25 protein-coding genes and 1 pseudogene are annotated in these 24,709 nt (G+C 73.9%); 12 read left to right on the plus strand and 14 right to left on the minus strand.

Annotated features, from left to right (window positions below; all coding sequences use genetic code 11):
- Positions 1 to 38 precede the first annotated feature (38 nt).
- A pseudogene (locus tag ACZ63F_RS20625) lies at positions 39 to 263 on the minus strand (WHG domain-containing protein); the annotation flags it as partial.
- Positions 262 to 624: a cupin domain-containing protein gene (locus ACZ63F_RS20630; RefSeq protein ID WP_469712735.1), complete on the minus strand. Its 363-nt coding sequence runs from the start codon at positions 622 to 624 to the stop codon at positions 262 to 264. The gene ACZ63F_RS20630 and the pseudogene ACZ63F_RS20625, both read right to left, overlap by 2 nt.
- A 191-nt stretch (positions 625 to 815) precedes the next feature.
- Here ACZ63F_RS20630 and ACZ63F_RS20635 point away from each other — a divergent pair, with 191 nt between their 5' ends.
- Entirely contained in the window at positions 816 to 1,373 is a 558-nt protein-coding gene (locus ACZ63F_RS20635) for a hypothetical protein (protein WP_469712737.1), read from the plus strand.
- Positions 1,374 to 1,415: 42 nt separating this feature from the next.
- Here the strand turns inward: ACZ63F_RS20635 and ACZ63F_RS20640 are convergent, their stop codons facing one another.
- The gene (locus ACZ63F_RS20640) at positions 1,416 to 2,615 is read right to left on the minus strand and encodes an acyltransferase family protein (protein WP_469712738.1); all 1,200 of its coding nucleotides are present in this window, start codon (positions 2,613 to 2,615) and stop codon (positions 1,416 to 1,418) included.
- Positions 2,616 to 2,800: 185 nt separating this feature from the next.
- Here ACZ63F_RS20640 and ACZ63F_RS20645 point away from each other — a divergent pair, with 185 nt between their 5' ends.
- Both ACZ63F_RS20645 and ACZ63F_RS20650 read left to right on the plus strand, forming a co-directional pair.
- Positions 2,801 to 3,568, plus strand: a complete 768-nt coding sequence (locus tag ACZ63F_RS20645) for a maleylpyruvate isomerase N-terminal domain-containing protein (RefSeq protein ID WP_469712740.1) — start codon at positions 2,801 to 2,803, stop codon at positions 3,566 to 3,568.
- 100 nt (positions 3,569 to 3,668) lie between these two features.
- A complete protein-coding gene (locus ACZ63F_RS20650; RefSeq protein ID WP_469712742.1) occupies positions 3,669 to 4,658 on the plus strand; it encodes an NAD-dependent epimerase/dehydratase family protein in 990 nt (329 codons plus the stop codon).
- 9 nt (positions 4,659 to 4,667) lie between these two features.
- Here the strand turns inward: ACZ63F_RS20650 and ACZ63F_RS20655 are convergent, their stop codons facing one another.
- Both ACZ63F_RS20655 and ACZ63F_RS20660 read right to left on the minus strand, forming a co-directional pair.
- Positions 4,668 to 5,780: a sensor histidine kinase gene (locus tag ACZ63F_RS20655; RefSeq protein ID WP_352358895.1), complete on the minus strand. Its 1,113-nt coding sequence runs from the start codon at positions 5,778 to 5,780 to the stop codon at positions 4,668 to 4,670.
- A gap of 1 nt (position 5,781) precedes the next feature.
- Positions 5,782 to 6,573 carry a response regulator transcription factor gene (locus tag ACZ63F_RS20660; RefSeq protein WP_469712744.1) on the minus strand — a complete coding sequence of 264 codons (792 nt, stop codon included), beginning with the start codon at positions 6,571 to 6,573 and terminating at the stop codon, positions 5,782 to 5,784.
- A 172-nt stretch (positions 6,574 to 6,745) separates the two neighbouring features.
- Between ACZ63F_RS20660 and ACZ63F_RS20665 the strand changes: the two genes are divergently transcribed.
- The 3 genes from ACZ63F_RS20665 to ACZ63F_RS20675 all read left to right on the plus strand — a co-directional run bounded on the left by ACZ63F_RS20665 (position 6,746) and on the right by ACZ63F_RS20675 (position 9,223).
- Positions 6,746 to 7,471: a glycosyltransferase family 2 protein gene (locus ACZ63F_RS20665; RefSeq protein WP_469712745.1), complete on the plus strand. Its 726-nt coding sequence runs from the start codon at positions 6,746 to 6,748 to the stop codon at positions 7,469 to 7,471.
- Between the two features lie 409 nt (positions 7,472 to 7,880).
- Positions 7,881 to 8,507 (plus strand): TIGR04282 family arsenosugar biosynthesis glycosyltransferase, encoded by a 627-nt coding sequence (locus ACZ63F_RS20670; RefSeq protein ID WP_469712747.1) that lies wholly within the window; start codon positions 7,881 to 7,883, stop codon positions 8,505 to 8,507.
- A complete protein-coding gene (locus tag ACZ63F_RS20675; RefSeq protein WP_469712749.1) occupies positions 8,504 to 9,223 on the plus strand; it encodes a class I SAM-dependent methyltransferase in 720 nt (239 codons plus the stop codon). The genes ACZ63F_RS20670 and ACZ63F_RS20675 overlap by 4 nt, the downstream gene beginning before the upstream one ends.
- Here the strand turns inward: ACZ63F_RS20675 and ACZ63F_RS20680 are convergent.
- The gene (locus tag ACZ63F_RS20680; RefSeq protein WP_469712751.1) at positions 9,112 to 9,576 is read right to left on the minus strand and encodes a hypothetical protein; all 465 of its coding nucleotides are present in this window, start codon (positions 9,574 to 9,576) and stop codon (positions 9,112 to 9,114) included. The genes ACZ63F_RS20675 and ACZ63F_RS20680 overlap by 112 nt on opposite strands.
- Positions 9,576 to 10,829, minus strand: coding sequence for a molybdopterin-dependent oxidoreductase (locus ACZ63F_RS20685; protein WP_469712753.1), 1,254 nt, complete (start codon positions 10,827 to 10,829; stop codon positions 9,576 to 9,578). The genes ACZ63F_RS20680 and ACZ63F_RS20685 overlap by 1 nt, the downstream gene beginning before the upstream one ends.
- Before the next feature lie 113 nt (positions 10,830 to 10,942).
- Here ACZ63F_RS20685 and ACZ63F_RS20690 point away from each other — a divergent pair, with 113 nt between their 5' ends.
- Positions 10,943 to 12,334 carry a hypothetical protein gene (locus tag ACZ63F_RS20690; protein WP_469712754.1) on the plus strand — a complete coding sequence of 464 codons (1,392 nt, stop codon included), beginning with the start codon at positions 10,943 to 10,945 and terminating at the stop codon, positions 12,332 to 12,334.
- Between the two features lie 54 nt (positions 12,335 to 12,388).
- On the opposite strand, the gene ACZ63F_RS20695 is transcribed toward ACZ63F_RS20690, so the two are convergent.
- Entirely contained in the window at positions 12,389 to 12,847 is a 459-nt protein-coding gene (locus ACZ63F_RS20695) for a MarR family winged helix-turn-helix transcriptional regulator (RefSeq protein WP_469712755.1), read from the minus strand.
- 111 nt (positions 12,848 to 12,958) lie between these two features.
- On the opposite strand from ACZ63F_RS20695, the gene ACZ63F_RS20700 reads away from it, so the two are divergent.
- Together ACZ63F_RS20700 and ACZ63F_RS20705 are read left to right on the plus strand one after the other, a co-directional pair.
- Positions 12,959 to 14,032 carry a substrate-binding domain-containing protein gene (locus ACZ63F_RS20700; RefSeq protein ID WP_469712756.1) on the plus strand — a complete coding sequence of 358 codons (1,074 nt, stop codon included), beginning with the start codon at positions 12,959 to 12,961 and terminating at the stop codon, positions 14,030 to 14,032.
- Between the two features lie 136 nt (positions 14,033 to 14,168).
- Positions 14,169 to 15,893 (plus strand): hypothetical protein, encoded by a 1,725-nt coding sequence (locus ACZ63F_RS20705; protein ID WP_469712758.1) that lies wholly within the window; start codon positions 14,169 to 14,171, stop codon positions 15,891 to 15,893.
- 17 nt (positions 15,894 to 15,910) lie between these two features.
- Here ACZ63F_RS20705 and ACZ63F_RS20710 read toward each other — a convergent pair whose 3' ends face one another.
- Entirely contained in the window at positions 15,911 to 16,501 is a 591-nt protein-coding gene (locus ACZ63F_RS20710) for a TetR/AcrR family transcriptional regulator (RefSeq protein WP_469712760.1), read from the minus strand.
- A 199-nt stretch (positions 16,502 to 16,700) separates the two neighbouring features.
- Between ACZ63F_RS20710 and ACZ63F_RS20715 the strand changes: the two genes are divergently transcribed.
- Both ACZ63F_RS20715 and ACZ63F_RS20720 read left to right on the plus strand, forming a co-directional pair.
- Positions 16,701 to 17,588: an aldo/keto reductase gene (locus tag ACZ63F_RS20715; protein WP_469713077.1), complete on the plus strand. Its 888-nt coding sequence runs from the start codon at positions 16,701 to 16,703 to the stop codon at positions 17,586 to 17,588.
- 12 nt (positions 17,589 to 17,600) lie between these two features.
- Complete coding sequence (locus ACZ63F_RS20720) at positions 17,601 to 18,032, plus strand: alpha/beta fold hydrolase (protein ID WP_469712762.1); 432 nt, start codon at positions 17,601 to 17,603, stop codon at positions 18,030 to 18,032.
- Between the two features lie 105 nt (positions 18,033 to 18,137).
- Here the strand turns inward: ACZ63F_RS20720 and ACZ63F_RS20725 are convergent, their stop codons facing one another.
- Together ACZ63F_RS20725 and ACZ63F_RS20730 are read right to left on the minus strand one after the other, a co-directional pair.
- A complete protein-coding gene (locus ACZ63F_RS20725) occupies positions 18,138 to 19,301 on the minus strand; it encodes an NAD(+)/NADH kinase (protein ID WP_469713079.1) in 1,164 nt (387 codons plus the stop codon).
- A gap of 81 nt (positions 19,302 to 19,382) precedes the next feature.
- A complete protein-coding gene (locus ACZ63F_RS20730; RefSeq protein WP_352358873.1) occupies positions 19,383 to 19,613 on the minus strand; it encodes a response regulator transcription factor in 231 nt (76 codons plus the stop codon).
- A 255-nt stretch (positions 19,614 to 19,868) separates the two neighbouring features.
- Here ACZ63F_RS20730 and ACZ63F_RS20735 point away from each other — a divergent pair, with 255 nt between their 5' ends.
- A complete protein-coding gene (locus ACZ63F_RS20735) occupies positions 19,869 to 22,313 on the plus strand; it encodes a SpoIIE family protein phosphatase (RefSeq protein ID WP_469712764.1) in 2,445 nt (814 codons plus the stop codon).
- A 112-nt stretch (positions 22,314 to 22,425) separates the two neighbouring features.
- On the opposite strand, the gene ACZ63F_RS20740 is transcribed toward ACZ63F_RS20735, so the two are convergent.
- From ACZ63F_RS20740 to ACZ63F_RS20750, 3 genes are all read right to left on the minus strand, one after another.
- Positions 22,426 to 23,424 (minus strand): serine/threonine-protein kinase, encoded by a 999-nt coding sequence (locus ACZ63F_RS20740; RefSeq protein WP_469712766.1) that lies wholly within the window; start codon positions 23,422 to 23,424, stop codon positions 22,426 to 22,428.
- Between the two features lie 62 nt (positions 23,425 to 23,486).
- On the minus strand, positions 23,487 to 23,906 hold the full coding sequence (locus tag ACZ63F_RS20745) for a TIGR03668 family PPOX class F420-dependent oxidoreductase (protein ID WP_469712767.1): 420 nt from the start codon (positions 23,904 to 23,906) through the stop codon (positions 23,487 to 23,489).
- A 17-nt stretch (positions 23,907 to 23,923) separates the two neighbouring features.
- Positions 23,924 to 24,565, minus strand: coding sequence for a phosphoribosyltransferase (locus tag ACZ63F_RS20750; protein WP_469712768.1), 642 nt, complete (start codon positions 24,563 to 24,565; stop codon positions 23,924 to 23,926).
- Between the last annotated feature and the right edge of the window lie 144 nt (positions 24,566 to 24,709).

Consider the following 24,709-nt stretch of genomic DNA (forward strand, 5'->3'; position numbering starts at 1 on the left):
CCGACTCCCCCGGCCCCGCCGTGCGCGAGAAGGGCCCGTCACATCGCCGCGGAGGCGGTGAACAGTGCGCGAACGGCGGTGCGCACCTGGTCGGCGACCAGCTCGGGGGTGGCAGAGTCGAGCTTGCCGTCGAGGTGCAGGAAGGCCAGGCCGTGGACAAGAGCCCACACGGTGACGGCCAGCGCGTCGGTGTCGGCTCCGGGGAAGGCGCCGCGAACGACGCCGCGGACGTACTCCGAGATCGCGGCGGTCGCGGCCGTCCTACCCGGCGGCGTATCCCGGCACGGAAGGCCAGCGCACGGTCAGGACGACGGACTCGTCCTCGGCGAACCAGGAGTGGTCGACTCCCCGGCCCCAGACGACGTAGTCGCCCTGCTGCTCCAGGAGCACGCTGCGGCCGGGGAACTCCAGGCGGAAGCGGCCCGTGACGAGGACCAGGAGTGCTGTGCGCACGTCGCCCTCCACCCACTGCGTGCGCTGTTCGCCGCGTGCGTGGACGCCCCATTTGACCTCGACCGCCTGGCTGTGCCGGGGGTCGTCGGGCTCCTTGAAGTGCCCGAGCAGCCATCCCCGGTCCAGTGCCGCGTCCTTGCCCGCGTTGCCCACGTACACGCTGTCCGCCATGCGTCCGCACGCTAACAGCCGGCCGTCGGAAGGCCGGCGGCGCCCAGGCGCGCCCGGACCGGCTCCGGTCACGCAGCGGGTGCCGGGGGATGGTCAAGAGTGCGTCACGTGAGCACGGCGGCTGAGCGGGCCGGAGCCGACGGACGTACTGAAGGGGCAGGTAGACGCGACTCCGACGAAGGGCAACTTCCTTGATCCCGCGACGCATCGGTCCGAGCCTCGCTCTGGGGCTCGCCTCCGCTTTCCTGCTGGGGGCGTGCGGCTCCTCGAACGGCACCGGCAACGCCGCCCCGGCCGCCCCGGTCACGTCGGCGACCCCGGCCGCGTCGGATCCGGCCGCCGCCACGACGGCCGCCGGCGCCGGCGACACGAGCGGGCAGCCGGCCACCACCGCGGCCGTGCTGACCAGGTCGGCCCAGGGACTGGGCAGCATCGTCACCGACGACAGGGGGCTGACCCTCTACCGCTACGACAAGGACCAGCCCAACCCCTCCAAGTGGACGTGCTCCGGCACGTGCACCAAGACCTGGCTGCCGGTCATCGTGCCGGAGTCCGTGCAGGCCTCGGGGGTGGAGAAGAGCCTCCTCGGCACGGTCCACCGGAACGGCCGGACCCAGCTCACCCTCGCCGGCTGGCCGCTCTACCGGTACGTGGGCGACACGGCGGCCGGGCAGACGAACGGCCAGGGAAAGGACCAGGAGTGGTACGCCGTCACTCCCTCCGGCCAGAAGTCGACGGCGACGGGCTGACGGACCGGCGGCCCGGCCCGAAGGAGAGGGCCGGGCCTTTTCTCAGGCACCGGAACGGGCCGCGACAAACGTTTTCCAGGACCTGTTCCGCTTGAACGGAATTTCGAAGACCTTGGAGAACAGCCACGCCGAGACGACCGAAACCGGCAGGCCCACCGACAGCGTGAACCAGAAGGTGGGCAGCCCCGGCGCCACGACGTGCGGGGCCACCCGGCGGATCACGGCCAGGACGACCGGCAGATGGATCAGGTAGAGGCTGTAGGAGAATCCGCCGAGGCCGTGGACGGGGCGTGCGGTCAGGAGCCGTACGAGGACGGCGGGCTTCCCGGTGGCGACGGCGGCGAGCAGCATCGTCATGGCGGGGGCGACGGCGAGGTCGATCCAGAAGTAGTGGCTGACCGTCCAGGCGGAGCCGCGGACGGCGCCGAGGGCCAGGACCGGCAGGGCGGCCAGGACGGCGAACCACCCCCACGGCAGTCGCCGCACCCGGTCCGACGCGGTGACGATGCCCGCGCCCGCGACGCCCGCGGCGAACACCGGGGCGAGATGGGGTGCGAGCCAGTTGTCACCCTCCACCGGATTCGCGCCGGGCGCCGTCAGACCGAGGGCGACCACCGGGAGTGTCACCGAAGCGGCCAGGATCGCGGCGCCCCAGCGCCGTCGGACGAGGAGCAGCAGAGGGAAGAGGAGGTAGAGCTCGGCCTCCACCCCTATCGACCAGAACGCGCCGTTCGGCGTCGGGGCGGTGATCATGTCCTGGGCGACCAGGCCGTACACCAGGACCGTCGCGCCGGTGGGCGGCCCGAAGTGCGAGGCCGGCACCACGAACCTCGAGACCAGCAGGCTCAGGGCCAGCGCCGCCCAGTACGGGGGCAGGATGCGCCAGGCACGCCGGCGCAGGAACTCGCCGACACCGGACGCCCGCCAGCCGTGCCGCGCGGGGGAGATCGCCAGGGAGAACCCGGACAGCACGAGGAAGAAGACGACGGCGAGGCGCCCGAACATCAGCCCGCCCAGCCACGGCGGCGCCGAACTGTGCGGGTAGCCGGGGAAGGTGTACAGCCAGCAGTGGAACAGCACGACGTACAGCGCCGCCAGGCCGCGGAGGCCGTCCAGGCCCCGCACCTGCGCCGGCGCCTGCCGACGGGGCCGGCCCGCGTTCCCGTCCCCGGTCCCGGTCTCCTCCCGGGGTACGGGGACGGCCAGGTCGAGAGCACTGCCGGCCGGGCGACTCGCATCCACGGAAATGGTTCGGCCCTTCCTCTGACCACCGGCTGCCGCGCGGCACCGGTGTTTTCGGGCGGCTCGGAACCGCCCACAGCGACAGGTACGTGACCCCCGGCCGGGCCGTTCAACCGCCAAGCCCGGTCGCCCCCCGAGGTCTCCGGCGGCGTTTGGGCGGCGGCCGGTCCGGCTACCCATGGCGCATGATTCCCTCTCGGGTCGAGGAGACCCTGCCGGAGCTGGCCCCCTTCGTGCACGCCGTCCAGGCGCGGCGGCCCGACGGCGGCACGTGGTGCGAGGCGTGGACGGTGCGGGACGTCCTGGTCCACCAGACCGGCAACGCCGAGGAACTGGCCCGGGTGCTGCAGGCGTTCCTCGCCGGCGCGCCGGTGGAGACCAGGGGCTTCGACCGCGAGGAGCCCTACCGGCTGATGTCGGACACCGAACTGTGGGCGGCGTTCCTGAGCCGGTGCGAGAAGCTCAGCGAGGTCGCCGCGGCCGCCGCCCAGGACCTCTCCCCGGACACCGAGGTGACGTGGACCGGCCGGACGGTGAAGGTCCCCTTCTTCGCCGAGCACATGCGGGAGGAGCTGATCCTGCACCGCTGGGACCTGACCGGCGACGACGGTACGGCGGTGCGGTCGCTGAACGAGCCCTGGATGACGGAGCACAGCGTGACGTCGGTCGGGCCGCTGTTGGAGCGCGGCCGCACCGGTCTCGACCTGGGCCCGGAGGGGCGCATCGAGGGCCGGCTGCGCACCCCCGGCACGGACGACGTCGTGGTGACCGCCGACGCGGACGGCACCGGCATCCGGCTCGCCGCGCCCGAGGGCCCCGCGACGATCGAGAGCGACGCGGCCGTCCGCGTCCTGCTGCTGTGGGGCCGCCGCCCCGCCGACCCGGCCCGCTGGCACAGCACCGCAGGACCGGAGTCCCTGCGCAGGGTGCGCGCGCTGCTGAGCGGCTACTGAACCGAACGAGGTGGCGTGCCGGCCGCCCGGCGCCTTACGGAGTCGTGACGTGCGGGCGTGGGCACGTGGTCCGGGGGCCGCGCGCGCCTAGCGTGGCCTCATGCGTGTACTGGTCACCGGCGGTGCCGGGTTCATCGGGTCCCATGTCGTCGAGGCGCTGACCGCGCGTGGGCACGAGGCGGTCGTGTTCGACGTACGGGACGATCCGGGCGCCGACGTGCGCAGCCCGGTGGCGGTGGGGCGGGCCCTCGCGGGCGTGGACGCGGTCTGCCACCAGGCCGCGATGGTCGGCCTCGGGGTCGGCTTCGGCGACGCGGCCGAGTACGTCTCCCGCAACGACCTCGGCACGGCCGTACTGCTCTCCGCGATGGCCGAGGCGGGGGTGGGCCACCTCGTGCTCGCCGGGTCGATGGTCGTGTACGGGGAGGGGCGGTACGAGTGCCCGCGGCACGGTGTCGTACGGCCCGGGCCGCGCGCGGTCGCCGATCTGGACGCGGGACGGTTCGAGCCGAACTGCCCGGTGTGCGGGGAGGAGCTGACGCCGGGGCTGGTGGGTGAGGACGCGCCCGTCGATCCGCGCAACGTGTACGCCACGACCAAGCTGGCCCAGGAGCATCTGGCCGCCGCGTGGGCCCGGTCGACGGGCGGTTCGGCGGTGTCGCTGCGCTACCACAACGTGTACGGGCCCCGGATGCCGCGCGACACGCCCTACGCGGGCGTCGCCTCCTTCTTCCGTTCCGCGCTGGCCCGGGGCGAGGCGCCCCGGGTGTACGAGGACGGGCGGCAGCGCCGGGACTTCGTGCACGTCCGGGACGTGGCCGCCGCCAACGCGGCGGCGCTTGAGGCGGGCTCCGCGCCGGGTGTGCTGACCGCGTACAACACCGGAAGCGGCGAGCCGCACACCGTCGGCGAGATGGCCCGCGCGCTGGCCGAGGCGCACGGCGGGCCGGTGCCGGTGGTCACCGGGGAGTACCGGCTGGGCGACGTACGGCACATCACGGCCGACTCCGCCCGGCTGCGGGCCGAACTGGGCTGGAAGGCCGAGGTCGGGTTCGCGGAGGGGATGCGGGAGTTCGCGCGGGCGCGGTAGCCGCCGGCGTCATGGCGCCGCCGGGAGGGTGACCTCGAAACGGCAGCCGCCGGGGATGTTGTGCACCGTGGCCCGGCCCTGGTGGGCCTCGACGATTCCGCGCACGATGGCGAGACCGAGGCCCGCTCCGGCCGGCGGGGTCCGGGCGTGGGTGCCGCGCCAGCCGGTGTCGAAGACGCGGGACAGGTCCTCGTCGGGGATGCCGCCGCAGCCGTCCGTGACGGACAGGACGACGGCGCCCTCGGCCGACCGCTCGGCGGCGACCGCGACCGTGCCGTCGGGGGGCGTCCGGCGGATGGCGTTCACCAGCAGGTTGCCCAGCACCCGGCTCATCTCCTTGCCGTCCACCTCGACCGGCACCGGGTCCACCCGGTCGCCGACCAGCCGTACGCCGTGCTCCCGGGCCAGCGGGTCGACACCGGCGAGGGCGTCGCCGACGAGGTCGTACACCGACATCCGGCTCGGGCTCAGGGCGAGGGTGCCGGCGTGGATGCGGGAGAGTTCGAAGAGGTCGCCGACCATGTCGTTGAGGCGCTCGACCTCGGTGCGGATCTGCTTGTGGTAGCGGTCGGGGTCGGTGGCGACGCCGTCCTCCAGGGCCTCCGACATGGCCCGCAGACCGGCCAGCGGGGTGCGCAGGTCGTGGGAGATCCAGGCGACGAGTTCCCGCCGCGAGGTCTCCAGCGCCCGCTCCCGCTCGCGCGACTCGGCGAGCTTCGCGCTGGTCGCCGCCAGCTCGCGGCTCACCTCGGCCAGCTCGGCGGTGGCCGGGACCGGCGGCGCGGCGAAGTCGCCGTCCTCGCCGAACGAGCGTGCCGCGAGGACGAGTTCGCGGCTGCGGGCGACCACCCAGCGGCCCAGTATCAGCGCGGTCGCCAGGGACACCACGGCCGCCATCGCGACGACCGTCGTCACCACCGAGAGGTCGTGCGAGGAGAGGAACATCGCCCACGCGACCGCCAGGGTGCCGGCGAGCATCGCGACCACGCCGACGACGGCGACCACCGTGAGGGACGCGGTCAGCGAGCGGCGCCGCAGCAGGCGCAGCGCGGCCGCCCCGAGCAGTCCGGTGCCGGCGGCTCCGGCGAAGGCGTACAGGGCGATGAGGAGGGTGTCGCGCATGTCAGGCCGCCCCTTCCCGTCCGTCCGGGCCGTGCTGGTGGTTCCGGCCGTCCTGGCCGCTCCGGTCGTGCTCTCCGTCCGGCTCGAAGCGGTAGCCGACGCCCCACACGGTCTGGATCAGCCGCGGCCGGGCCGGGTCGTCCTCCACCTTGGCGCGCAGCCGGCGGACGTGGACCGTGACGGTGGACAGGTCGCCGAAGTCCCAGCCCCACACCGCGCGCATCAGGTCGTCCCTGCTGTACGCCCGTCCCGGGTTCCGCAGGAAGAAGGCGAGGAGGTCGAACTCGCGCAGCGTGAGGGCGAGTTCGGTGCCGTCCTTGGTGGCACGCCGGGCGCCGGGGTCCAGGGTGAGACCGGCGGACGAGAAGGACCGGTCGGAGGGGGCGGGGCGGCTGCGGCGCAGCACCGACTCCACCCGCAGGACCAGCTCCCGGGGGCTGAAGGGCTTGGTGACGTAGTCGTCGGCGCCGACCTCCAGGCCGAGGATGCGGTCGTCCTCGTCGCCGCGCGCGGTGAGCATGATGACCGGGACGGGGGCGTGGCCGCGCAGCCGCCGGCAGACCTCCAGGCCGTCCATGCCGGGCAGCATCAGGTCGAGCACGACCAGGTCGGGCCAGTGCGCGGCGGCGCGGGTCAGGGCGGTGGGACCGTCACCGGCGTGGTCGACCAGGTACCCGGCGCGGTCCAGGTACCCGGCGACGATCTCGGCGACGGTCGGATCGTCGTCCACGACCAGGACCCGGGCGGCACCGGTGGTGGTCCCGGCCTCGGTGAGCTCGTACGGCTGCTGCATGCCTCCACCCTCGCACCGGGCTGTCGCGGGTGTCGCGGCCGGGCCAGGACTCGGGGTGCGACGTTCGTGTTTCGTAAGGAACCGCGGAGCCGGGGGCGCCGGTGCCGCCCGGCGCCGACGTCCGCGTTTCGTAAGCAGTCGAGGACCGGAATGTCCGGTTCGCGTTCGTAGGGTGAAGGCCGTGACCACCTCACCTTCTTCTCCTTCTCCGTCCCCGGCGGCGGACGTGGACGTCGTCCTGCCCTGTCTCGACGAGGCGGAGGCCCTGCCCTGGGTGCTCGGCCGGATCCCGGCGGGCTGGCGGGCCCTCGTGGTGGACAACGGTTCCACCGACGGCTCGGCGGACATCGCCCGGGCGTACGGGGCGACCGTCGTCCACGAGGCGCGGCGCGGCTTCGGCGCGGCGTGCCATGCGGGGCTGACCGCGGCGACCGCCGACATCGTCTGCTTCTGCGACTGCGACGCCTCGCTCGACCCGGGCCTCCTCGTGCCGTTCGTGCGGGAAGTCCTGGACGGCGAGGCTGACTTGGTGCTCGGCCGCCGGCGTCCCGAGGGGCGGGGCGCGTGGCCCGCGCATGCCCGCGCGGGGAATCTGGCGCTGGCGCGGATGCTGCGGCGCCGCACGGGGCTGCGCCTGCACGACCTCGGTCCGCTGCGGGCCGCTCGCCGCGAGGGGCTGCTCGGGCTGTCGCTGGACGACCGGCGCAGTGGCTATCCGCTGCAGATGGTGGTGCGGGCGGCGGACGCGGGGTGGCGGATCGCCGAGCACGAGGTGCCGTACCGGCCGCGGGTGGGGGCCTCGAAGGTCACCGGGACCTGGCGGGGCACGTGGCATGCGGTGCGGGACATGAGCCGGGTGCTGCACGAGACACCCCGGGTGCGGGTGGGTGGGGGCTGACCGCGCAGTTCCTCCCCCAGCCTTCGGCCGGGGGTACCCCCAGCGCCCCTCACGGGGCACCACGCCCGCCGCACCTGCGCAGCCGCGCCCGGCATCGCGCCCACCCCAGCCCCGGGCAGCACCGAAGCCACCCAGCCGCACGCAGCGTCAACACCTGTTCAGCAGCGCCCAACGTCAACAGCTGCCCAGCCGTGGGCAGCACCGAAGCCACTCAGCCGCACACAACGTCAGCAAATGCTCGGCGGCGCGCAGCGTCGCGGTCGCGCAGGCGCGCGCAGCGTCGGTAGTTGCTCAGCTGCGGGCAGTCGTGCCGCTGGGGCGGCACGGGTGGGCGCAGCGGCAGCCGGCAGGTGCCGGTGAGCGTTCCCACCCCCGCACCACACCCACCCGCACCCCCAAGGGACCCCCCATGACCACCCTCCTAGTCATCGCGAAGGAACCCCGCCCCGGCAGGGTCAAGACGCGGCTCACCCCGCCCTTCTCGCCCGCGCAGGCCGCCGCGCTCGCCGAGGCCTCGCTCGCCGACACCCTGGACGCCGTGGCCGCGACCCCGGCCGCCCGCCGCGTGCTGGTGCTCGACGGGAAACCCGGCCCCTGGCTGCCGCCCGGCTTCGACGTCGTGCCGCAGTGCGGCGGAGGGCTGGACGAGCGGCTCGCGGACGCCTTCGCGCACTGCTCCGGCCCGGCGCTCCTCATCGGCATGGACACCCCGCAGGTCACCCCGGCCCTGCTCACCGTGGACTTCGCGGAGTGCGACGCGTACTTCGGCGGCGCCGAGGACGGGGGGTTCTGGGCGCTGGGACTGGCCGACCCGGACCCCGCCCTGCTCCGCGGGGTGCCGATGTCGACGCCGGAGACCGGCGCCGTCCAGCGGCAGCGCCTCGTCGGCGCCGGGCTGCGGGTGTGCGACCTGCCCCGGCTGCGCGACGTGGACACCGCGGCCGACGCGGCCGCGGTCGCCGCCCTCGTCCCGCGCGGCCGGTTCGCCGCCCTGCTGTCCCGGTGCACGGCGTACAGCGGAACGGACCGCTCATGACCACCTCGCCGCCCGTCCCCCGGACCGGCTGGACCGGCGCCGACCCCTACGCCGCCGCGCTGCGCGCCGGGCACGGCCCGCTGTTCCTGCGCCGCACCGACGGCTGGCTGCTGCCCCTGGACATCGAGCGCTGGTGCGCGCGGGCCGACCCGGTCGACCGGTCGGTCCTCGACCGCTGCGAGGGCGCGGTCCTGGACGTCGGCTGCGGCCCCGGGCGGCTGGTCGCCGAACTCGCCGCCAGGGGCCGTACCGTCCTGGGCATCGACGTGAGCGCGGCCGCCGTGGACCACACCGTGCGGCTCGGCGGCCAGGCGCTGCGCCGCTCGGTCTTCGAGCCGCTGCCCGGCGAGGGCCGCTGGGGCACCGTCCTGCTCATGGACGGCAACGTCGGCATCGGCGGCGACCCGCGCGTCCTGCTCGGCCGGGCGGCTCAACTCCTCGCACCCGGTGGGCTGCTGATCGCCGAGACCGCGCCGGTGGACGTCGACGAACGCGCCGACGTCCACCTCACCGACGCCCGGGAGGCCGTCGGCGCCCCCTTCCGCTGGGCGCGGCTGGGCACCCCGGCCCTGCTGCGGTACGCGCGGGGCTGGGAGCCGGAGGCTCAGTGGGAGACCGGCGGGCGCCGCTTCGCCGCCCTGCGCGACCGGCGCGCCAGCAGCAGCGCCGAGCCGCCGAAGAGCACGGCGGTGATCAGCAGCCAGCGGGCCAGGTAGCCGTCCACGGACCGGCCGGTGGCCGACCGGTAGTGCCCGGCCACCATCCCGCTGATCAGCGGGAACCACACCAGCAGGAGCAGCGCGGAGAGCGCGGCCGGGACCCGGACGTACATCACCCACTCCCGGCGCCCGGCGGCGCCCAGTCCCCGCGCCACCGCCCGGTCGGCCAGCGCGTACAGCGGCAGCAGGACGAGGTCGTGCAGCAGCGCCGCGCCCACCACCCACAGCGCGACGCCGAGCCAGTCGCCGGCCAGCAGCCGTACCCCGGCATAGGCGGCGAGTGCGAACGAGCAGGCCAGCAGGAGGATCTGCAGGGGGCTGCCGATGACGAGGCGCGGGCGCGGGCGCATCACAGGTCTCCGAAGGTCATCCGGGCCACCCACTTGGTGTTGAGGACACCGGGTGCGGCCGGCACGATCACGCGGGCCGGGTAGCCGTGGTCGGGGGACAGGTCCTCGCCGTTCACCTGGAGGGCGAGCAGGGAGCGCGGGTCGGCGACCTGGTTGGCGCGCAGGGCCGCGCGGCGGAAGGCGCCGTGCCGCTGGACGGACTCGACGAGCACGTCCGGCGGGTCGGTGTCGTAGCCCACGAGCGCGGCGAGGTCGCGCAGCCGCACCCCGCGCCACCACTGGTCGGCGGTCGACCAGCCTTCGACGCAGGCGATCGGCAACGCGGCGCTGTGCAGGGGCAGCCGGAGCAGTTCGGCGCGGCTGAGGCGGACCGTCCGGCCGTCGCGTCCGGTGACGACCAGCCGCCACGCCTCCGGCCCGGTCTCCTGCGCGTCGATCCCGGCGTACGCGGCCGTCTTGTTGATCTGGAAGCCGTTCGGCCCGCTGCCCGGGTCGGCCCCGCCGTGCGGTGCGAGCAGCGCGGTGCGGCGCCATACGCCCCCGATGCTCTGCCCCGCCGTCATGACGAGCAGCAGCAGGGACGCGCCGCCCGTGAACCACAGCGCCCCGCGCCGGGAGACGGTGGGCGCGTCCGGCTGTGGGGTCGCCAACTCCCCCTCGTCCCCTTCGTCCCGGTGCTGCCGGCGTTCCCGGACGGCCCGCAGTGCCGTCGGCACCTTCAGTGCCGCATGCGCCACGAAGGCGGCGAAGAACACCCAGGCGCCGTAGAAGTGCAGCGGGTAGAAGGAGCCGGGGAAGACGTAGTCGAGCTGGACGTTGAGGACGCCGGTCGTGAACTCGAAGAGGCCGCCGCCGACCAGCAGCAGCAGCGAGACCCGCTCCAGGGCGTGGGCCAGCGAGCGGGCCGGGGGCAGCGTGAACAGCTTGGGCACCACCGACCACAGCTTGGCGAGCAGCACCGGGATCAGGACGATGCCGAGGGTGACGTGCAGGCCCTGGGTGAGACGGTAGAGCCAGTACGGGTTCGTCGGCCAGGAGAAGAGGTAGAAGCCGAGGATGCCCTTGTCCGGGGTCTGGTCGTTCACCGGGGCCAGGTCCGGGTTGTACGCGGCGTACGACACCAGCCCGGTCACGAACAGCACGGTGACGCCGACAAGCAGCACCAGGCCTAGCACCGAGGTGAACCAGGTGCCGCGCAGCGGACTGCGCCAGAAGCCGGGTGAGGTGGGGAGCCGTGGATCGTCGTCTCGCATGGTCCGACCGTAGGCCGGGAGAACCCCCGGAACGGGTGCGCGACCCATGACGAAAGTCTGACGTCAGCCGCCTGGTGCACGGTTCGGCGCGATCCCCGGCCTAGCGTTCCGGTGTGACCCGCGCTCCGCACCGTGATCGGCCCGCCGATCCCTCCACCGACACGTCCCCCGGTCCGTCCGTCCGTTCGACCGCCGATCTGCTCGCCGTCCTCGCCGCGGCCCTGCTGGTGCTCGTCGCCGTCCTGGTCGGCCGGCACCTCCAGGACACCTACCGCGTCCTGTTCGTGCACTGGCCGCCGCTGTTCGCCGACTGGGACCCGCACGTGGGCCCGGGCACCCCGGCAGCGCTGCTGGTCGCGGGCGCCGTGGTGGCGTACGGGCCGAACCTGGCCGTGCGGCTGCCCTGGCGCGGGCTGCTGGGCGCGGCCTGGGGCGCCTGTCTGGCCTGGACCTGGTCGCTGGCTCTGGTCGACGGCTGGCAGCGGGGCGTGGCGGGCCGGCTGACCAGCCCCAACGAGTACCTGACGGTCATCTCCCGCTTCCACGACATCCCGGCGACCCTGCGGGACTTCACCCATCACATCGTCAGCGGCACACCGGCGCCCTGGCCGGCGCACATCGCCGGGCATCCGCCGGCGGCCACGCTCACCTTCGTCCTCCTGGACCGGATCGGGCTGGGCGGCGGTGGCTGGGCGGGGGCCTGGTGCATCACGGTCGGTTCGACGCCCTGCGTCGCCGTGCTGGTGGCGGTGCGGGCCCTGGCCGACGAGCGGCTCGCCCGGCGGGCCGCGCCCTTCCTGGTGATGGCCCCGGCCGCGGTGTGGGTGGGTGCCTCCGCGGACGGGTACTTCGCGGCGGTCGCGGCCTGGACGGTGGCCCTGCTGGCGCTCGCGGTGACCGGCCGGTCCGTGGCCTGGGCGGCGGGTGCGGGGCTGCTGTACGGGCTGACCTGCTACCTGTCGTACGGCCTGACGCTCTTCGCGCTGATCGGGGCGGCGGTGCTGGTGCTCGGCCGGCGCCGGGTCCGGGCCCGCCCGGTCGTGCTCGCGCTGCTGGCGGCGGGGGCGGCGGTCGTCCCGCTCGTGTTCACCCTGGCCGGGTTCGACTGGTGGCAGGGGTACCGGCTGCTGGTCACCCGCTACTACCAGGGGGTCGGCGGGACCCGGCCGTACGGCTACTGGGTGTGGGCCAACCTGGCCTGCACGGTGGTCATCACGGGCCTGGCGACGGTGGCCGGGCTGCGGCGGGCGGGTGCCGTGCTCGTCCACCGCCGTACCGCGCCCGTCGCGCGGCGGCGGCTCGCCTTCCTCGTGGGCGCGGCCCTGCTGGCCCTGCTGCTCGCCGACCTGTCCGGGATGAGCAAGGCGGAGACGGAGCGCATCTGGCTGCCGTTCGCGATGTGGCTGCTGCCGGCCTGCGCGTTCCTGCCCCGGCCGCGCGCCTGGCTCGCTGCGCAGGCACTGCTCGGGCTGCTGCTGAACCACCTGCTGTTCACCGGCTGGTGACCCCGCCGGCCGGGTCCCCGAGGCCGCGCGACCTGCCCCGCCGCGGCGATCCGGCTACGGGAGGACTGACGGCCCCAGGTCGGCCGACCGGGCCTCGGCCGCCGTCGTGAGCTGCGCGAGGAGGTCCGTCAGCGCCGCGCCGTCGCCGACCTCCTCGAGCAGCCGGGCCTGGTCGCCGTGGACCCGGCGGGCGGCACGTCCGTGCAGGTCCTCGCCGCGCGGGGTGAGATGGAGCAGGACGCGGCGGCGGTCGTGCGGATCGGGTCGGCGGTGCACCAGGTTGTCCGCGACCATGCGGTCGACGAGCTTGGTCAGGCTGGGCGCCGGCATCAGGGCGTGCTCGGCAATCTCGGACATCGGGTGCCCCCGGCCGTCCCCGACGAGCGACAGGACCCGCCACTCCTCGACCGTGCAGTCCTCCTCGGCCAGCACCGCGGCCAGCCGCCGCACGACCCGCCGCTCGGCATGGCTGAGGAGGTGGGCGAGGTCCGGCGAGGAGGGTACGGACGGCATTGCCGGTGTCCTTCCGCTAGGTCTACTGTGCGCGCAGAATACGAGTCTTGGCGACGGCGCCGGGGCCCGGGACCGGAATCCGCGTTCCCCATGCCCGTACGGAGGTGGCCGATGCGTCCGGCGCCGTCCGACGACGGGAGCGGCACCCTGCTGCTCGCCCTGGTCGTGCCGTTGCAGGGGCCGGCGGGGGTCCTCGGGCCGTCGTGCGAGTCGGCCGCCCGGCTGGCCGTGGAGGAACTCAACGCGGCGGGCGGGGTGTTGGGCCGGGAGGTCCGGCTGCTCACCGTGGACGGCGGGGCGCCTCCGGCGCGGGTGGCGGCCGAGGTCGGGACGCTGGTGTCGCTGGGCGCCGTGGACGGGGTGGTGGGCTGGCACACCTCGGCGGTACGGCAGGCGCTGCTGCCCCGGATCGCGGGCCGGGTGCCGTACGTCTACACCGCGCAGTACGAGGGCGGCGAGCGGACTCCCGGCGTCTTCCTGACCGGTGAGACCGACGTCGCCCAACTGCTGCCCGCGATGCGGCTGCTGGCGGAGGCGGCCGGGGTGCGGCGCTGGTGCACGGTGGGCAACGACTACGTGTGGCCCCGGGTGACCGCGCGCACGGCACGGGCGTACGTGCGGGAGTGCGGCGGGCGGGTGCGGGACGAGGTGTTCGTGCCGCTGGGGACGGAGGGGTTCGGGCCGGTACTGCGCCGGATCGAGCGGTGCGAGGCGGACGCGGTGCTGATGCTGCTGGTGGGCGCGGACGCGGCCCGCTTCAACCGGGCGTTCGCCGGGTACGGGCTGCACCAGCGCTGCCTGCGGCTGAGCACCCACATGGACGAGAACATCCTGCTGGCCACCGGTGCGGACGGCACCGACGGGCTGTGGGCGGCGGCCGGTTTCTTCGAGACCCTCGCGACCGCCGAGAGCCTCGACTTCGGCGCCCGGCACGCGGCCCGGTTCGGGGTGCACGCCCCGGTGGTGGGGAGCCTCGGCGAGTCCTGCTTCGAGGGGGTGCGGCTGCTGGCGGCCCTGGCCGAGCGGGCCCGGTCGCTGGAGGTGCGGGCGATGTGCGCGGTCGGGGACGCGGTGTCGTACGAGGGTCCGCGGGGTGCCGTACGGCTGCGCGGCAACCATCTCGCCCAACGGCTGTACCTGGCGCGGGCGGACGCCTTCGACTTCCACGTCGTCGCCCAGCTCTGAACCCAACTCCCCCTCCCGACCCGTTACTTCCCATGGGAAGTATCAAGCCTTGTCTTTTAAAGCAGGTGAAACGTTCGGGAAACAGCGCGCCGCGACTCTTCCGTGCAAACGACCGGGGACGAGAGAGGGCAGAGTCGTGACGGAGATCGTCGGGAAAGAGGCGCCACCGGCCGTGGCGGACGGCGGGACGGGCCGCGGCACGGACGGTGGCACGGACGGCAAACGGACGTACAACGACTGGGCGCAGAACGACACGCTGGAGGACTACTCGCTGCGGTACGCGCCGAAGTCCTTCCGCCGCTGGAGCCCCTATGTGGTGGCCACCACCGCGCTGGGCGGCATCGCCTACCTCGCGGACTTCGCGATCGGCGGTTCGATCGCCGTCTCCAACGGCTTCTCCAGCGCGATGGTGGCGATCCTGACCGCGGCGGTGGTCATCTTCCTCACCGGCATCCCGATCTCGTACTACTCGGCCAAGTACTCCATCGACATGGACCTGTTGACCCGGGGCGCGGGCTTCGGCTACCTCGGCTCGACGCTCACCTCGGTCATCTACGCCAGTTTCACCTTCATCTTCTTCGCGCTCGAAGGCTCGATCATGGCGCAGGCCCTGGAGCTGGGCCTGCACATCCCGCTGGCCGTCGGCTACCTGATCTGCTCGGTCATCATCCTGCCGCTGGTCATCTACGGCATGACCGCGCTGTCGAAGATGCAGGTGTGGACGCAGCCGGTGTGGCTGGTGCTGATGGTCGCGCCGTTCGTGTCCATCGCGATCCAGGAGCCCGGCAAGTTCTCGGAGTTCACGCACTTCGCGGGCAACTCCCCCACCGGCTCCGGCATCAGCATGCTCGGCGTGGGCGCGGGTGCCGGTGTGGCGCTGTCGCTGATCGCGCAGATCGGCGAGCAGGTGGACTACCTGCGGTTCATGCCGGACAAGACGCCGGAGAACGGCCGGAAGTGGTGGGGTGCGGTGCTCTCCGCCGGTCCGGGGTGGGTGGTGCTGGGCGCCGCCAAGCAGATCGGCGGCGCGTTCCTCGCCTTCTTCATCGCCGGCAGCGTGGGCCTCGCCAAGGCCAACGAGCCGATCCAGCAGTACGTGTCCGGGTTCAGGACCTTCGCCGCGCCCGTCGCGCTGGGCCTGGCCACGTTCTTCGTGATCCTCTCCCAGATAAAGATCAACTCGACGAACGCGTACTCCGGTTCGCTGTCCTGGTCGAACTTCTTCTCCCGGCTGACGCACCGCCACCCCGGGCGGGTGGTCTACATCTTCCTCAACGTCGGCATCGCGCTGGCCCTGATGGAGGGCGGCGTCTTCGGCTTCCTCAACACCGTGCTGGGCTTCTACTCCAACGTGGCGATCGCCTGGATCGGCGCGGTCGTCGCCGACCTGGTCATCAACAAGCCGCTGAGGCTGAGCCCGTCGTACATCGAGTTCAAGCGGGCCCACCTGCACAACTTCAACCCGGTCGGCTTCGGCTCGATGCTGATCGCGTCGGCGGTGTCGATCGCCGCGTACTTCAACGCCTTCGGGGCGTACGGCAAGGCGTACTCGCCGTTCGTCGCGCTGTTCCTGGCGATGGTGCTCTCGCCGCTGTTCGCGGTGCTGACCAAGGGGAAGTACTACATCGCCCGCGTCGACGACCTCGAAGAGCCGCTGCTCGGCCCGGACGGGCTGCCGTCGGCGGCCACCTTGACCTGCACGGTGTGCGCGACCGACTTCGAGCGGCCGGACGTGGCGGGCTGCCCGTTCCACTCCGGGGCGATCTGCTCGCTGTGCTGCAGCCTGGAGAAGGACTGCCACGACTCCTGCAAGACCGGCCCGGTCCCGCTCGCCATGCCGACGGTGCGGTCCGCGGACTGACCGGCGCCTGAACCGAACTACCGCTCCGGCTCGTGCCCTTCGGCGCGGGCCGGAGTTCCCGTCTGCAGGCCGTCCATCAGGAGCCTGATCTGGCGGCCGGCCTGGCCCTTCCAGTCGCCGGCCGCGTCCAGCCGCAGCAGACCGCCCATGGCCCGGACCACGTCGGCCGTCTCCATGTCGGACCGCAGCGTCCCGGCGGCGACGCCCGCCGTGAAGAGCGTGTCGATGGTGTCGTAGACCTTCGCGTACGAGCCCTCCGTCCCGCCGGAGCGCAGCGCCTCGGACATGTGCTGCTTCGTGACGAGCAGGCCGGCCAGCCGGCCCATGAACTCGCGCAGCGCCCGGTCCGGCGGAAGGGTCTCGAGGAGGTCCGCCGCGTCGGCGCACACCTGGTCCACCTCGTGCTCGTAGGCCGCGAGGACCAGCGAGTCCCGGGTCGGGAAGTGCCGGTAGAGGGTGCCGATGCCGACCCCGGCCGTCCTGGCGATGCTGTCCAGCGGCACGTCCTTGCCGCTGCGCGTGAACTCCGCCAGCGCCGCCGCCACCAGCTTCTCGCGGTTGCGGCGGGCGTGGGCGCGCACCGGCCGCCCGGGTCCCTGCTCGTTCATGCCGTACTCCCCTCCAGGCCGGTCACCGTACCGGGCATTCTGCCCACTTGCTTACCGGAGGATCCTCCGTTAACGTCAACCACTACCGGAGGATCCTCCGGTATCTGCCATCGTACGCACTGCGCACATCGAACGGAGTCCTGCCGTGAACACGGTTTCTCTCGGTGACCTCACCACCTCCGCCCAGGGGCTCGGCTGCATGGGCATGAGCGAGGGCTACGGCCCGACCAGCTGGGACGACGCGATCAGGACCATCCACCGGGCCCTCGACCTCGGTGTCACCCTCATCGACACCGCCGACGCCTACGCCTTCGGGCACAACGAGGTGCTGGTGGGCCGGGCGCTCGCGGGCCGCCGGGACGAGGTTCAGCTCGCCACGAAGACCGGCATCGACCGCATGGGCGCCGACACCTGGACCCTGCGCGGCGACCCGGGCTACATCAGGCGCGCCTGCGAGGCCTCCCTGCTGCGCCTCGGCGTCGACCACATCGACCTCTACTACCTGCACCGGCCGCCGCAGAACGCCGAGATCGAGGAGTCCGTCGGCGCCATGGCGGAGCTGGTGAAGGAGGGCAAGATCCGGCACATCGGCCTGTCCGAGGTGAGCGGCGACCTGCTGCGCCGCGCCCACGCCGTGCACCCGGTCACGGCGGTGCAGAGCGAGTACTCGGTCTGGTCCCGGGACGTGGAGACGACCGTCGGGGACGCCCTGCGCGAACTGGGCGTCGCGCTGGTGGCGTACTCGCCGCTCGGCCGCGGCTTCCTGACCGGCACGGTCGACGTCACCGCGCTGCCCGCGAGCGACGCGCGCCTGCGGCTGCCCCGGTTCCGGACCACGGACAACGAGGTGATCGCGGACGCCGTCCGCACCCTGGCGGCGGCCAAGGGCGTGGCCCCGGCACAGCTGGCACTGGCCTGGGTGCAGGCCCGGAGCGCGCACCTCGGGGTGCCCGTGGTGCCGATCCCGGGCACGAAGCGCGTGAAGTGGCTGGAGCAGAACGTGGCCGCCACCGGCGTCGAGCTGACCGCCGACGAGACCGCCGCGCTGGACGGGCTGGCCGCGCGGACGGTGGGCGGCCGCTACTGACTCCCCTCGCATGTGACCGCCCTCACACGGCCCGGTTCGAACTTCTCCGTCGCCCGGGGGCTGTTCCCCGCCTACTTCGCCGACTACTGGGGCCGGGAAGGGGAGTTCGCGCCCGTCCGGGCGGCCGTGCGGACCACGTACGTCTCCGGTCTCGACGAGGACCTGGCCCCGGTCCTCTTCGACGACCGCGCCGGCCTCGGCGGGCTCACCGTTCCCACGCTCGTGCTCGCCGGCCGGCACGACGTCGTCTGCGGAGTGGGGTGGGCCGAGGAACTGCACACCCTGATACCCGGTGCGGAGCTGGTGATCCTGGAGAACAGCGGGCACTTCGGCCACCTGGAGGAGCCGGCGGCCTTCGCGGACGCGGTGACACGCTTCGTGACGGCCACCCGCCGGGCGGCTGCCCGGCACGAGGCCGAAGGCTCTGCCGGAACTCCTCGCTGAGCACGAGGACGTGCTCGTGCAGCAGCACGGTGCCGAGTTCGCCGACGGGTACCGGACCACGGAGGGCCGGGCCCGTCGGGAGGGCCGGGACCGGGGAGCCGGCGGTCACGGGTTGCCGTCGCCTTCCTCCGCGTGGCCCGGGAAGGCCGGCCTTTCCAGCGCGGGGGCGACGCCGTCCTTCCAGTCGGCGCACGGATCCTCCGCCTCGGCGTGGTCCGCCGTCATGAGCGGCAGCGAGAGGTGGGAGAGGTCGCCGGGCGGGGGCGTGCGCAGCGACCACAGGGGGGCGGGGGTGCCGTCGGCGACAGCGGCCGGGGCGTCGGTCAGGTTCATGCGCTCGCGCAGCCGGCCGTAGAAGTCCATCGCCGCGAGCCGGACCACCCGCAGCCGGGTCGGGGCCGCGTAGACGCCGATCCAGTCCCCCGGCTCCAGGACGCCCCGGACCTGGCCGTCGACGCTGACCGCGGCCTGTCCCGAGCGTTCCAGGACGCGCAGCCCGACCGCCTCGTTCGGGGCGGTGACGACCGAGCGGTTGAACGCCATGTGCGGGGCGACCGGGGTGAAGACGAGGGCCTCCGCGCACGGCGAGACGACGGGGCCGCCGGCCGCGAAGCTGTAGGCGGTCGAACCGGTCGGCGTCGCCACCAGCAGCGCGTCGGCGGAGTAGGAGGCGAGCAGCCGCCCGGAGACGTAGACGCCGACGGACACCTGGCGGTCCCGGGACAGCTTCTCCAGGACGATGTCGTTGACCGCGGCGACGTGCAGCGGGACGCCCCAGTCCCGGTCCTGCTCGCAGTCGGTGCGGACCTGGGGCGGCGGCAGCAGCGGGCCTCGGCCGTACTGCATCAGCCGCTCCATGTCGGCCGGCACCTCCAGGCGCCGGGAGGCGCGCATGGTCAGCAGGAGTCTGCTGTCGACGGTGTAGCGGTCCTCGCGGATCGCGTCCAGCGCCTCCCGCACCGAGCAGACCGGCACCTCGGTCAGGAAGCCGACCCGGCCCAGGTCGACGCCGAGGACCAGCGCGTCGTTGCGGGCTGCGAGCCGGGCGCCGCGCAGGAAGGTGCCGTCCCCGCCGAGGGTGACGATCAGGTCGGGATCGCCGGCGGCCGCGACCTCCTCCCCCGAGTGGTGCCGTCCGCCGTCGTGCCACACGTCGATGTCCGTGCACCGCACGCCGTGCTCCGCGGCCCACGCCCGTACGGTACGAGCCGCGTCCACCGCCTCCGTGCGCCCGCCGTGCACCACCAGTCCGAGCCCGTTCACCGTCATCTCCGCCTCCAGGACACCACCGTGCTCAGCCGCTGCTCCCACGCTGTCACGGCGCGGGCGGATCTGTCGGGCGGAGCGGGATCACAGTCCCAGGGAGATGGCCAGCCGGGTGAGCTCGGCGGTGGTGTTGAGGTCGAGCTTGGCGCGGATCCGGCGGAGGTAGGCGTCGACCGTGTGCCTGGAGAGCCCCATCTGACGGGCCGCCTGGAGGTAGGTGCAGCCCGCGGCGATGTGCTTCAGCGTCTCGCGCTCACGCGGGGCCAGCGCGGCCGCGGCGGTCTCGGTGTGCTGGGTGAGTGCGGTGAAACTCATGGGGGGTTCCTTGGCCGATCGATCCGATAAGGGCGGTTTGTCCGTTTACAAAAGCCTCACAAGCCGACGTCATGACGGTGTCCCCCGACTGTCACGGGCGCGTCACAGGAACCTCCCGCGGGCGTGGCGGCGGAGCCCCAGTGGCAGCGGCGGCAGAGCCCGCAGTGGCAGCCGGGGCGGATTGGTGCTCCGTGGCGGCCGGGATCATCCTGGGGAGAGAGCCGGCCGTGCAGGTTCCGCGAAGGATGAGCGTCGATGGAACGACCTCCCACCCCTCCCAGCAATCCGGCGCAGACGCACGCCGTGCCCCAGCGGGCCCGCACCGCCTCGGTCACGGTCGACGAGCAGGGTGCCGTCGCGGGCTGGAGCGACGGGGCGCGGCTGCTGCTGGGCTACGCGCCCGCCGAGATCCTGGGACAGCCGGCCGCCCGCCTGCTCGCCGAACCGGACCTGGACGCCTGGCGGAAGGCGGCGACCGGGCCACGCTGGAGCGGGACCGTCGCGCTGCGCCACCGCGACGGGCACCGTGTGGACCGGGACGTCCTGGTCCACCGCAGGTCCGCCGGCGAACGGGCGGGCGGCACACAGTGGCAGGTGGTGTCCGCGGTGACCGGTCCTGCGGCCACCGCCGCCGGTCAGGCGCTCGGCGAGTGGGCCTTCCAGCAGTCGCCCTGCGTCTCCGCCGTCTTCGACGAGGAGCTGCGGCTGGCCCGGGCGAGCGTCGCGTCGCAGCGCACGCTGTCGCTGGCGGAGGGGATGATGCGGGGGCTGCGGCTGACGGACATCGCGCCGTACGAGGGCAGCGCCGAGGCCGAGGCGAGCATGCGGCGGGTCCTGGACGGCGCCGGACCGCAGGAGATCCGGCTCCATCTGGATCCGGCCGAGCCGGAGCGCACCTGGCACGCCCGGCTCATGCCGCTGACGGACTCGGGCGGCCGGGTGCGGGCGGTGGCCCTGACGGCGCACGCCGACGCGTCCCAGCAGCTGGTACGGCGCCGGATGCTGCTCCTCGGCGACGCCGGGGTGCGCATCGGCACCAGCTCCGACGTACAGCGCACCGCGCGGGAGCTGACCGAGGTCGCCGTCCCCGAGTTCGCCGACGTGTGCGCCGTGGACCTGCTGGACGCTCCCCCACGCGCGGACGAGCTCGCCCGGGGGCACGCGCGACGGCCCGACGCGCCGTCGGGCGACGGTGTCGCCCTGCGCCGGGCCGCCGTGCGGTCGCTGCCCGACGGGCCGCCGCTCCCGCAGCCCTCGGGCGACGTGCTGTGCTGCCCGGCGTGGTCACCGTCGGGCCGGTGCCTGGCCGAGGGGCGGGGCACGGTGTACCGGGGCGGCGACGAGGTCGTGAGCCGCTGGGAGCGGGAGGATCCGCGGGCCGCCGGGTGGATCCGGGAGAGCGGGACGCACTCGCTGCTGGCGGTGCCGCTCAGGGTGGGCGACGTCACGTTCGGCGTGGCCCTCTTCGGACGGAACCGGCGGACCGAGCCGTTCGACGTGGACGATCTGTGGCTCGCCGAACAGCTCGCGGCGCGCACCGCCACCAGCATCGAGAGCGCCGCCCGCGCCCAGCGGCAGCACACCACCACGATGACGCTGCAGCGCAGCCTGCTTCCGCAGACCCTGCCCGAACAGGCGGCCCTGGACATCGCCTCCCGCTATCTGCCCTCGGTCAGCCAGGCCGGGGTGGGCGGCGACTGGTTCGACGTCATCCCGCTGTCCGGGACCCGGGTCGCGCTCGTCGTGGGCGATGTCGTCGGCCACGGCATGCGGGCCGCCGCCACCATGGGCCGGATCCGCACCGCGGTCCGCACCCTGGCCGACGTCGACCTGCCGCCCGACGAACTCCTCAGCCACCTCGACGACCTGGTGGTCCACCTCTCCGCCGAGGAGGCCGGCGCCGACAACGCCGCCGAGGCGGCCGGCGGCGTCGGCACGACCTGCCTGTACAGCGTGTACGACCCCGTCACCCGGCGGCTCTGCGCCGCCCGGGCCGGGCACCCGCCGCCCGCCGTGGTCGCCGCGGGCACCGTCCGCTTCCTCGACATCCCGGCCGGGCCCCCGCTCGGCCTCGGCGGCCTGCCCTTCGAGTCGTACGAGACGGAACTCCCCGAGGGCAGCCTGATCGCCCTCTACACCGACGGCCTGCTCGAACCCCGCGAGCACGACATCGACGACGCCCTCGACACGATGTTCGCCGCGCTCGGCCGCCCCGCCGAGACCCTGGACACCGTCTGCGACCGCGTCCTGACGTCCATGCTCACCCACCGCCCCGACGACGACATCGCCCTGCTCGTCGCCCGCACCCGGGCCCTGCACGCCGACCGGGTCGCCACCTGGGAGCTCCCCTTCGATCTCGCCGCGGTCGCCGAGGCCCGCAAACTGGCCACCGAGCAGCTGGCCGCATGGCAGCTGGAGGAGGCCGCGTTCATCACCGAGCTCATCGTCAGCGAGATGGTCACCAACGCGTTCCGGTACGGCCGCCCACCCGTCCGGCTCCGCCTGATCCACGACGACCACACCCTCACCTGCGAGGTGTTCGACTCCAGCAACACGGCCCCGCACATGCGGCGGGCCCACACCTACGACGAGGGGGGACGCGGACTCCTGCTGGTCGGCCAGCTGACCCGGCGCTGGGGCACCCGGCACGGCGGCACCGGCAAGACCGTCTGGGCCGAGCAGCACCTCACCGAGGACTGACGCGGCCGCGGGCGGCTGCCCACCACGGACCCGGCCACCGGCTCCGGCCACCGGCTCCGGCCGGCGGCTTCGGTAGGCGGCTTCGGTAGGCGGCTTCGGTAGGCGGCTTCGACTACCGGCGGAACACCGGGCGGGCCCAGGCAGGCGGGTGCGGGGGGTCCGCGGTCTCCCGGACGACGGTCGGGGTGCGGACGGTGTCGCGGCCGACCGTCGGGGCGCCGCCTGCGTCCCGGGCATCCCGGTGGACAGGGGCCTGCCCGGCCGGTCCGGGGCCGTACGCGGCGCCCCGCAGCGCTGCCACGAACTCCAGGCAGGAGCCGTACCGGTCCTCGGGGGCCTTGGCCAGCGCCCTGGCGAACACGTCGTCGAGCGCCGGCGGCAGCCCGGCCCGCACCTCGCTCAGCGCGGGCGGGGCGTCGTACTGGTGCGCCCACAGCAGCGCGATGTCCTCGTCCCGGACGAACGGCGGACCGCCGGCGAGCATCTCGAAGACCACGCAGGCGAGACTGTAGAGATCGCAGTGCCCGTCCACCGGGCGTCCCGAGATCTGCTCCGGTGCCACGTAGTCCAGGGTGCCGACGAACTCGCCGACCGTCGTGAACCCGGTCAGCGACAGCGACTTCTTGGTGAGCCCGAAGTCGGTGAGGTAGACGTGCTCGGGGTGGTCGCTGTCCGTGCCTCGCGCCACCAGCACGTTGCCCGGCTTCACGTCCCGGTGCACCAGGTCGTGCTCGTGCGCCGCGTCGAGCGCGGAGGCGACCTGGGCGGCGATCCGCAGGACCGTGTCCACCGGCAGTACGCCCTCCTCGTCCAGCAGGGCGCGCAGGTCGGGCCCCGAGACGTACCGCATGGCGATGTAGAGCACGCCGTCCGCCTCGCCGGCCTCGAAGATCGGCACGATGTGGGGGTGGTCGATGGCGGCGGCGACCCGCGACTCGTGGGTGAAACGGCGGCGGAAGGTGTCGTTGCGCACCATCTCGGGGGCCAGCAGTTTCAGGGCGACGGTCCGGTCCAGACGCAGGTCCCTGGCACGGTAGACGACGGCCATGCCGCCGCGCCCGATCTCGCCCTGGACCTCGTAGCCCGCGATGCGCGTCGCCATCGCTCCCATCGTATCCAGCGGGCCCGGGGCCCGCGAGAAGGCCGCGCTCCGGCGGACCGGAGGCGGCCGGGTCACAGGGGCGCCGACTGCCAGCCGGTCCAGCGGGTCACGGTCACGAGGACGACCGTGCCGGCCGGCGGGTGTTCCCGGTACTGCGGGTACTTCGCGCTCAGCGGCCCGACGAGTTCCGCGCCGGCGGGAACCACGGCCGCCTCGCCGTCCGCCCGGACCCACCACAGGCGGTCCCAGTTCTCGTCGTAGTCGTCCGCGAGCAGGCACACGGACGGCCGCGCGGCGATGTTGCGCAGCCGCTTGAGACGGGTGGTGGTCTTGGGTTTGTGGTCCACGGCGGTGACGATCCCGTCGGCGCCGTGCAGGGCGAAGACGACCGGCACCAGATGGGGGCGGCCGTTCCCGTCCACGGTCGCGAGCCGGGCCACCCGGGCCGCCGCGAACCGGCGTCGTGCCTCGTCGTCGGCCAGCTCCGGCACCGCGCGCCCCGTCCCGGTCAGGCCCGGCGCAGCGCGTCGAGCACGTCGTCGTCCGTCAGCTGCGCGAAGTCGTCGTACCACTGACCGACCGCGCTGAACACGGCCGGACGGTACGGGCAGACGACGAGGTCGGCCTCGGCGGCGAGCGCGTCCAGGGAGTCGGGGGCGCCGACCGGGACGGCCAGGACGGTCCGCGCGGGGCCCCGCCCGCGTACGTGACGCAGCGCGGCGCGGGCGGTGGAGCCGGTGGCGAGGCCGTCGTCGACGACGAGCACGGTACGGCCGCGCAGCGCGGGCGGCGGCCGGCCCTCACGGTAGCGGCGCTCGCGGCGGCGCAGTTCCTGCCGCTCCCGCTCGACGACGGGGGCGAGGGAGTCCTCGCTCAGGTCCAGGTGGGCCAGGGTCGCCAGGTCCAGGAGTGGCGGGTCGTCCCCGGCGATCGCACCGACGCCGAACTCCTCGTGGTAGGGGGCTCCGATCTTGCGTACGACGAGCACGTCGAGCGGGGCCGACAGCTCGCGCGCCACCTCGGCGGCGACCGCCGCTCCGCCCCGGGGCAGCGCCAGCACGATCGGGTCGGGCAGGGCGCCCTCGTCACGCAACTCGCCCAACGCGGCGGCGAGTTCGCGGCCCGCGTGGGCGCGGTCCCGGTAGCGCACGGTTCGTCCTCTCCGGGCGGGGTCGGGTCTCCTTCCTCCATGCTCACACCACGAGGCCCCGAAGGCCGAACCCTCCCGGGGGAACGACCGCCGGCTCCGCACGACACCCGGCAACCTTCTAACAAAATAATCATCAACATTGTC

This window comes from Streptomyces sp. NPDC104761, from assembly GCF_055583445.1.

What these genes read in the sequence shown, in the direction of transcription:
- ACZ63F_RS20630 (WP_469712735.1), bottom strand. Translation starts at nt 624, where the DNA reads ATGGCGGACAGCGTGTACGTGGGCAACGCGGGCAAGGACGCGGCACTG.
- ACZ63F_RS20645 (WP_469712740.1), top strand. Translation starts at nt 2,801, where the DNA reads ATGATTCCCTCTCGGGTCGAGGAGACCCTGCCGGAGCTGGCCCCCTTC.
- ACZ63F_RS20650 (WP_469712742.1), top strand. Translation starts at nt 3,669, where the DNA reads ATGCGTGTACTGGTCACCGGCGGTGCCGGGTTCATCGGGTCCCATGTC.
- ACZ63F_RS20655 (WP_352358895.1), bottom strand. Translation starts at nt 5,780, where the DNA reads ATGCGCGACACCCTCCTCATCGCCCTGTACGCCTTCGCCGGAGCCGCC.
- ACZ63F_RS20660 (WP_469712744.1), bottom strand. Translation starts at nt 6,573, where the DNA reads ATGCAGCAGCCGTACGAGCTCACCGAGGCCGGGACCACCACCGGTGCC.
- ACZ63F_RS20670 (WP_469712747.1), top strand. Translation starts at nt 7,881, where the DNA reads ATGACCACCCTCCTAGTCATCGCGAAGGAACCCCGCCCCGGCAGGGTC.
- ACZ63F_RS20675 (WP_469712749.1), top strand. Translation starts at nt 8,504, where the DNA reads ATGACCACCTCGCCGCCCGTCCCCCGGACCGGCTGGACCGGCGCCGAC.
- ACZ63F_RS20680 (WP_469712751.1), bottom strand. Translation starts at nt 9,576, where the DNA reads ATGCGCCCGCGCCCGCGCCTCGTCATCGGCAGCCCCCTGCAGATCCTC.
- ACZ63F_RS20685 (WP_469712753.1), bottom strand. Translation starts at nt 10,829, where the DNA reads ATGCGAGACGACGATCCACGGCTCCCCACCTCACCCGGCTTCTGGCGC.
- ACZ63F_RS20695 (WP_469712755.1), bottom strand. Translation starts at nt 12,847, where the DNA reads ATGCCGTCCGTACCCTCCTCGCCGGACCTCGCCCACCTCCTCAGCCAT.
- ACZ63F_RS20700 (WP_469712756.1), top strand. Translation starts at nt 12,959, where the DNA reads ATGCGTCCGGCGCCGTCCGACGACGGGAGCGGCACCCTGCTGCTCGCC.
- ACZ63F_RS20710 (WP_469712760.1), bottom strand. Translation starts at nt 16,501, where the DNA reads ATGAACGAGCAGGGACCCGGGCGGCCGGTGCGCGCCCACGCCCGCCGC.
- ACZ63F_RS20715 (WP_469713077.1), top strand. Translation starts at nt 16,701, where the DNA reads ATGGGCATGAGCGAGGGCTACGGCCCGACCAGCTGGGACGACGCGATC.
- ACZ63F_RS20725 (WP_469713079.1), bottom strand. Translation starts at nt 19,301, where the DNA reads ATGACGGTGAACGGGCTCGGACTGGTGGTGCACGGCGGGCGCACGGAG.
- ACZ63F_RS20730 (WP_352358873.1), bottom strand. Translation starts at nt 19,613, where the DNA reads ATGAGTTTCACCGCACTCACCCAGCACACCGAGACCGCCGCGGCCGCG.
- ACZ63F_RS20735 (WP_469712764.1), top strand. Translation starts at nt 19,869, where the DNA reads ATGGAACGACCTCCCACCCCTCCCAGCAATCCGGCGCAGACGCACGCC.
- ACZ63F_RS20740 (WP_469712766.1), bottom strand. Translation starts at nt 23,424, where the DNA reads ATGGGAGCGATGGCGACGCGCATCGCGGGCTACGAGGTCCAGGGCGAG.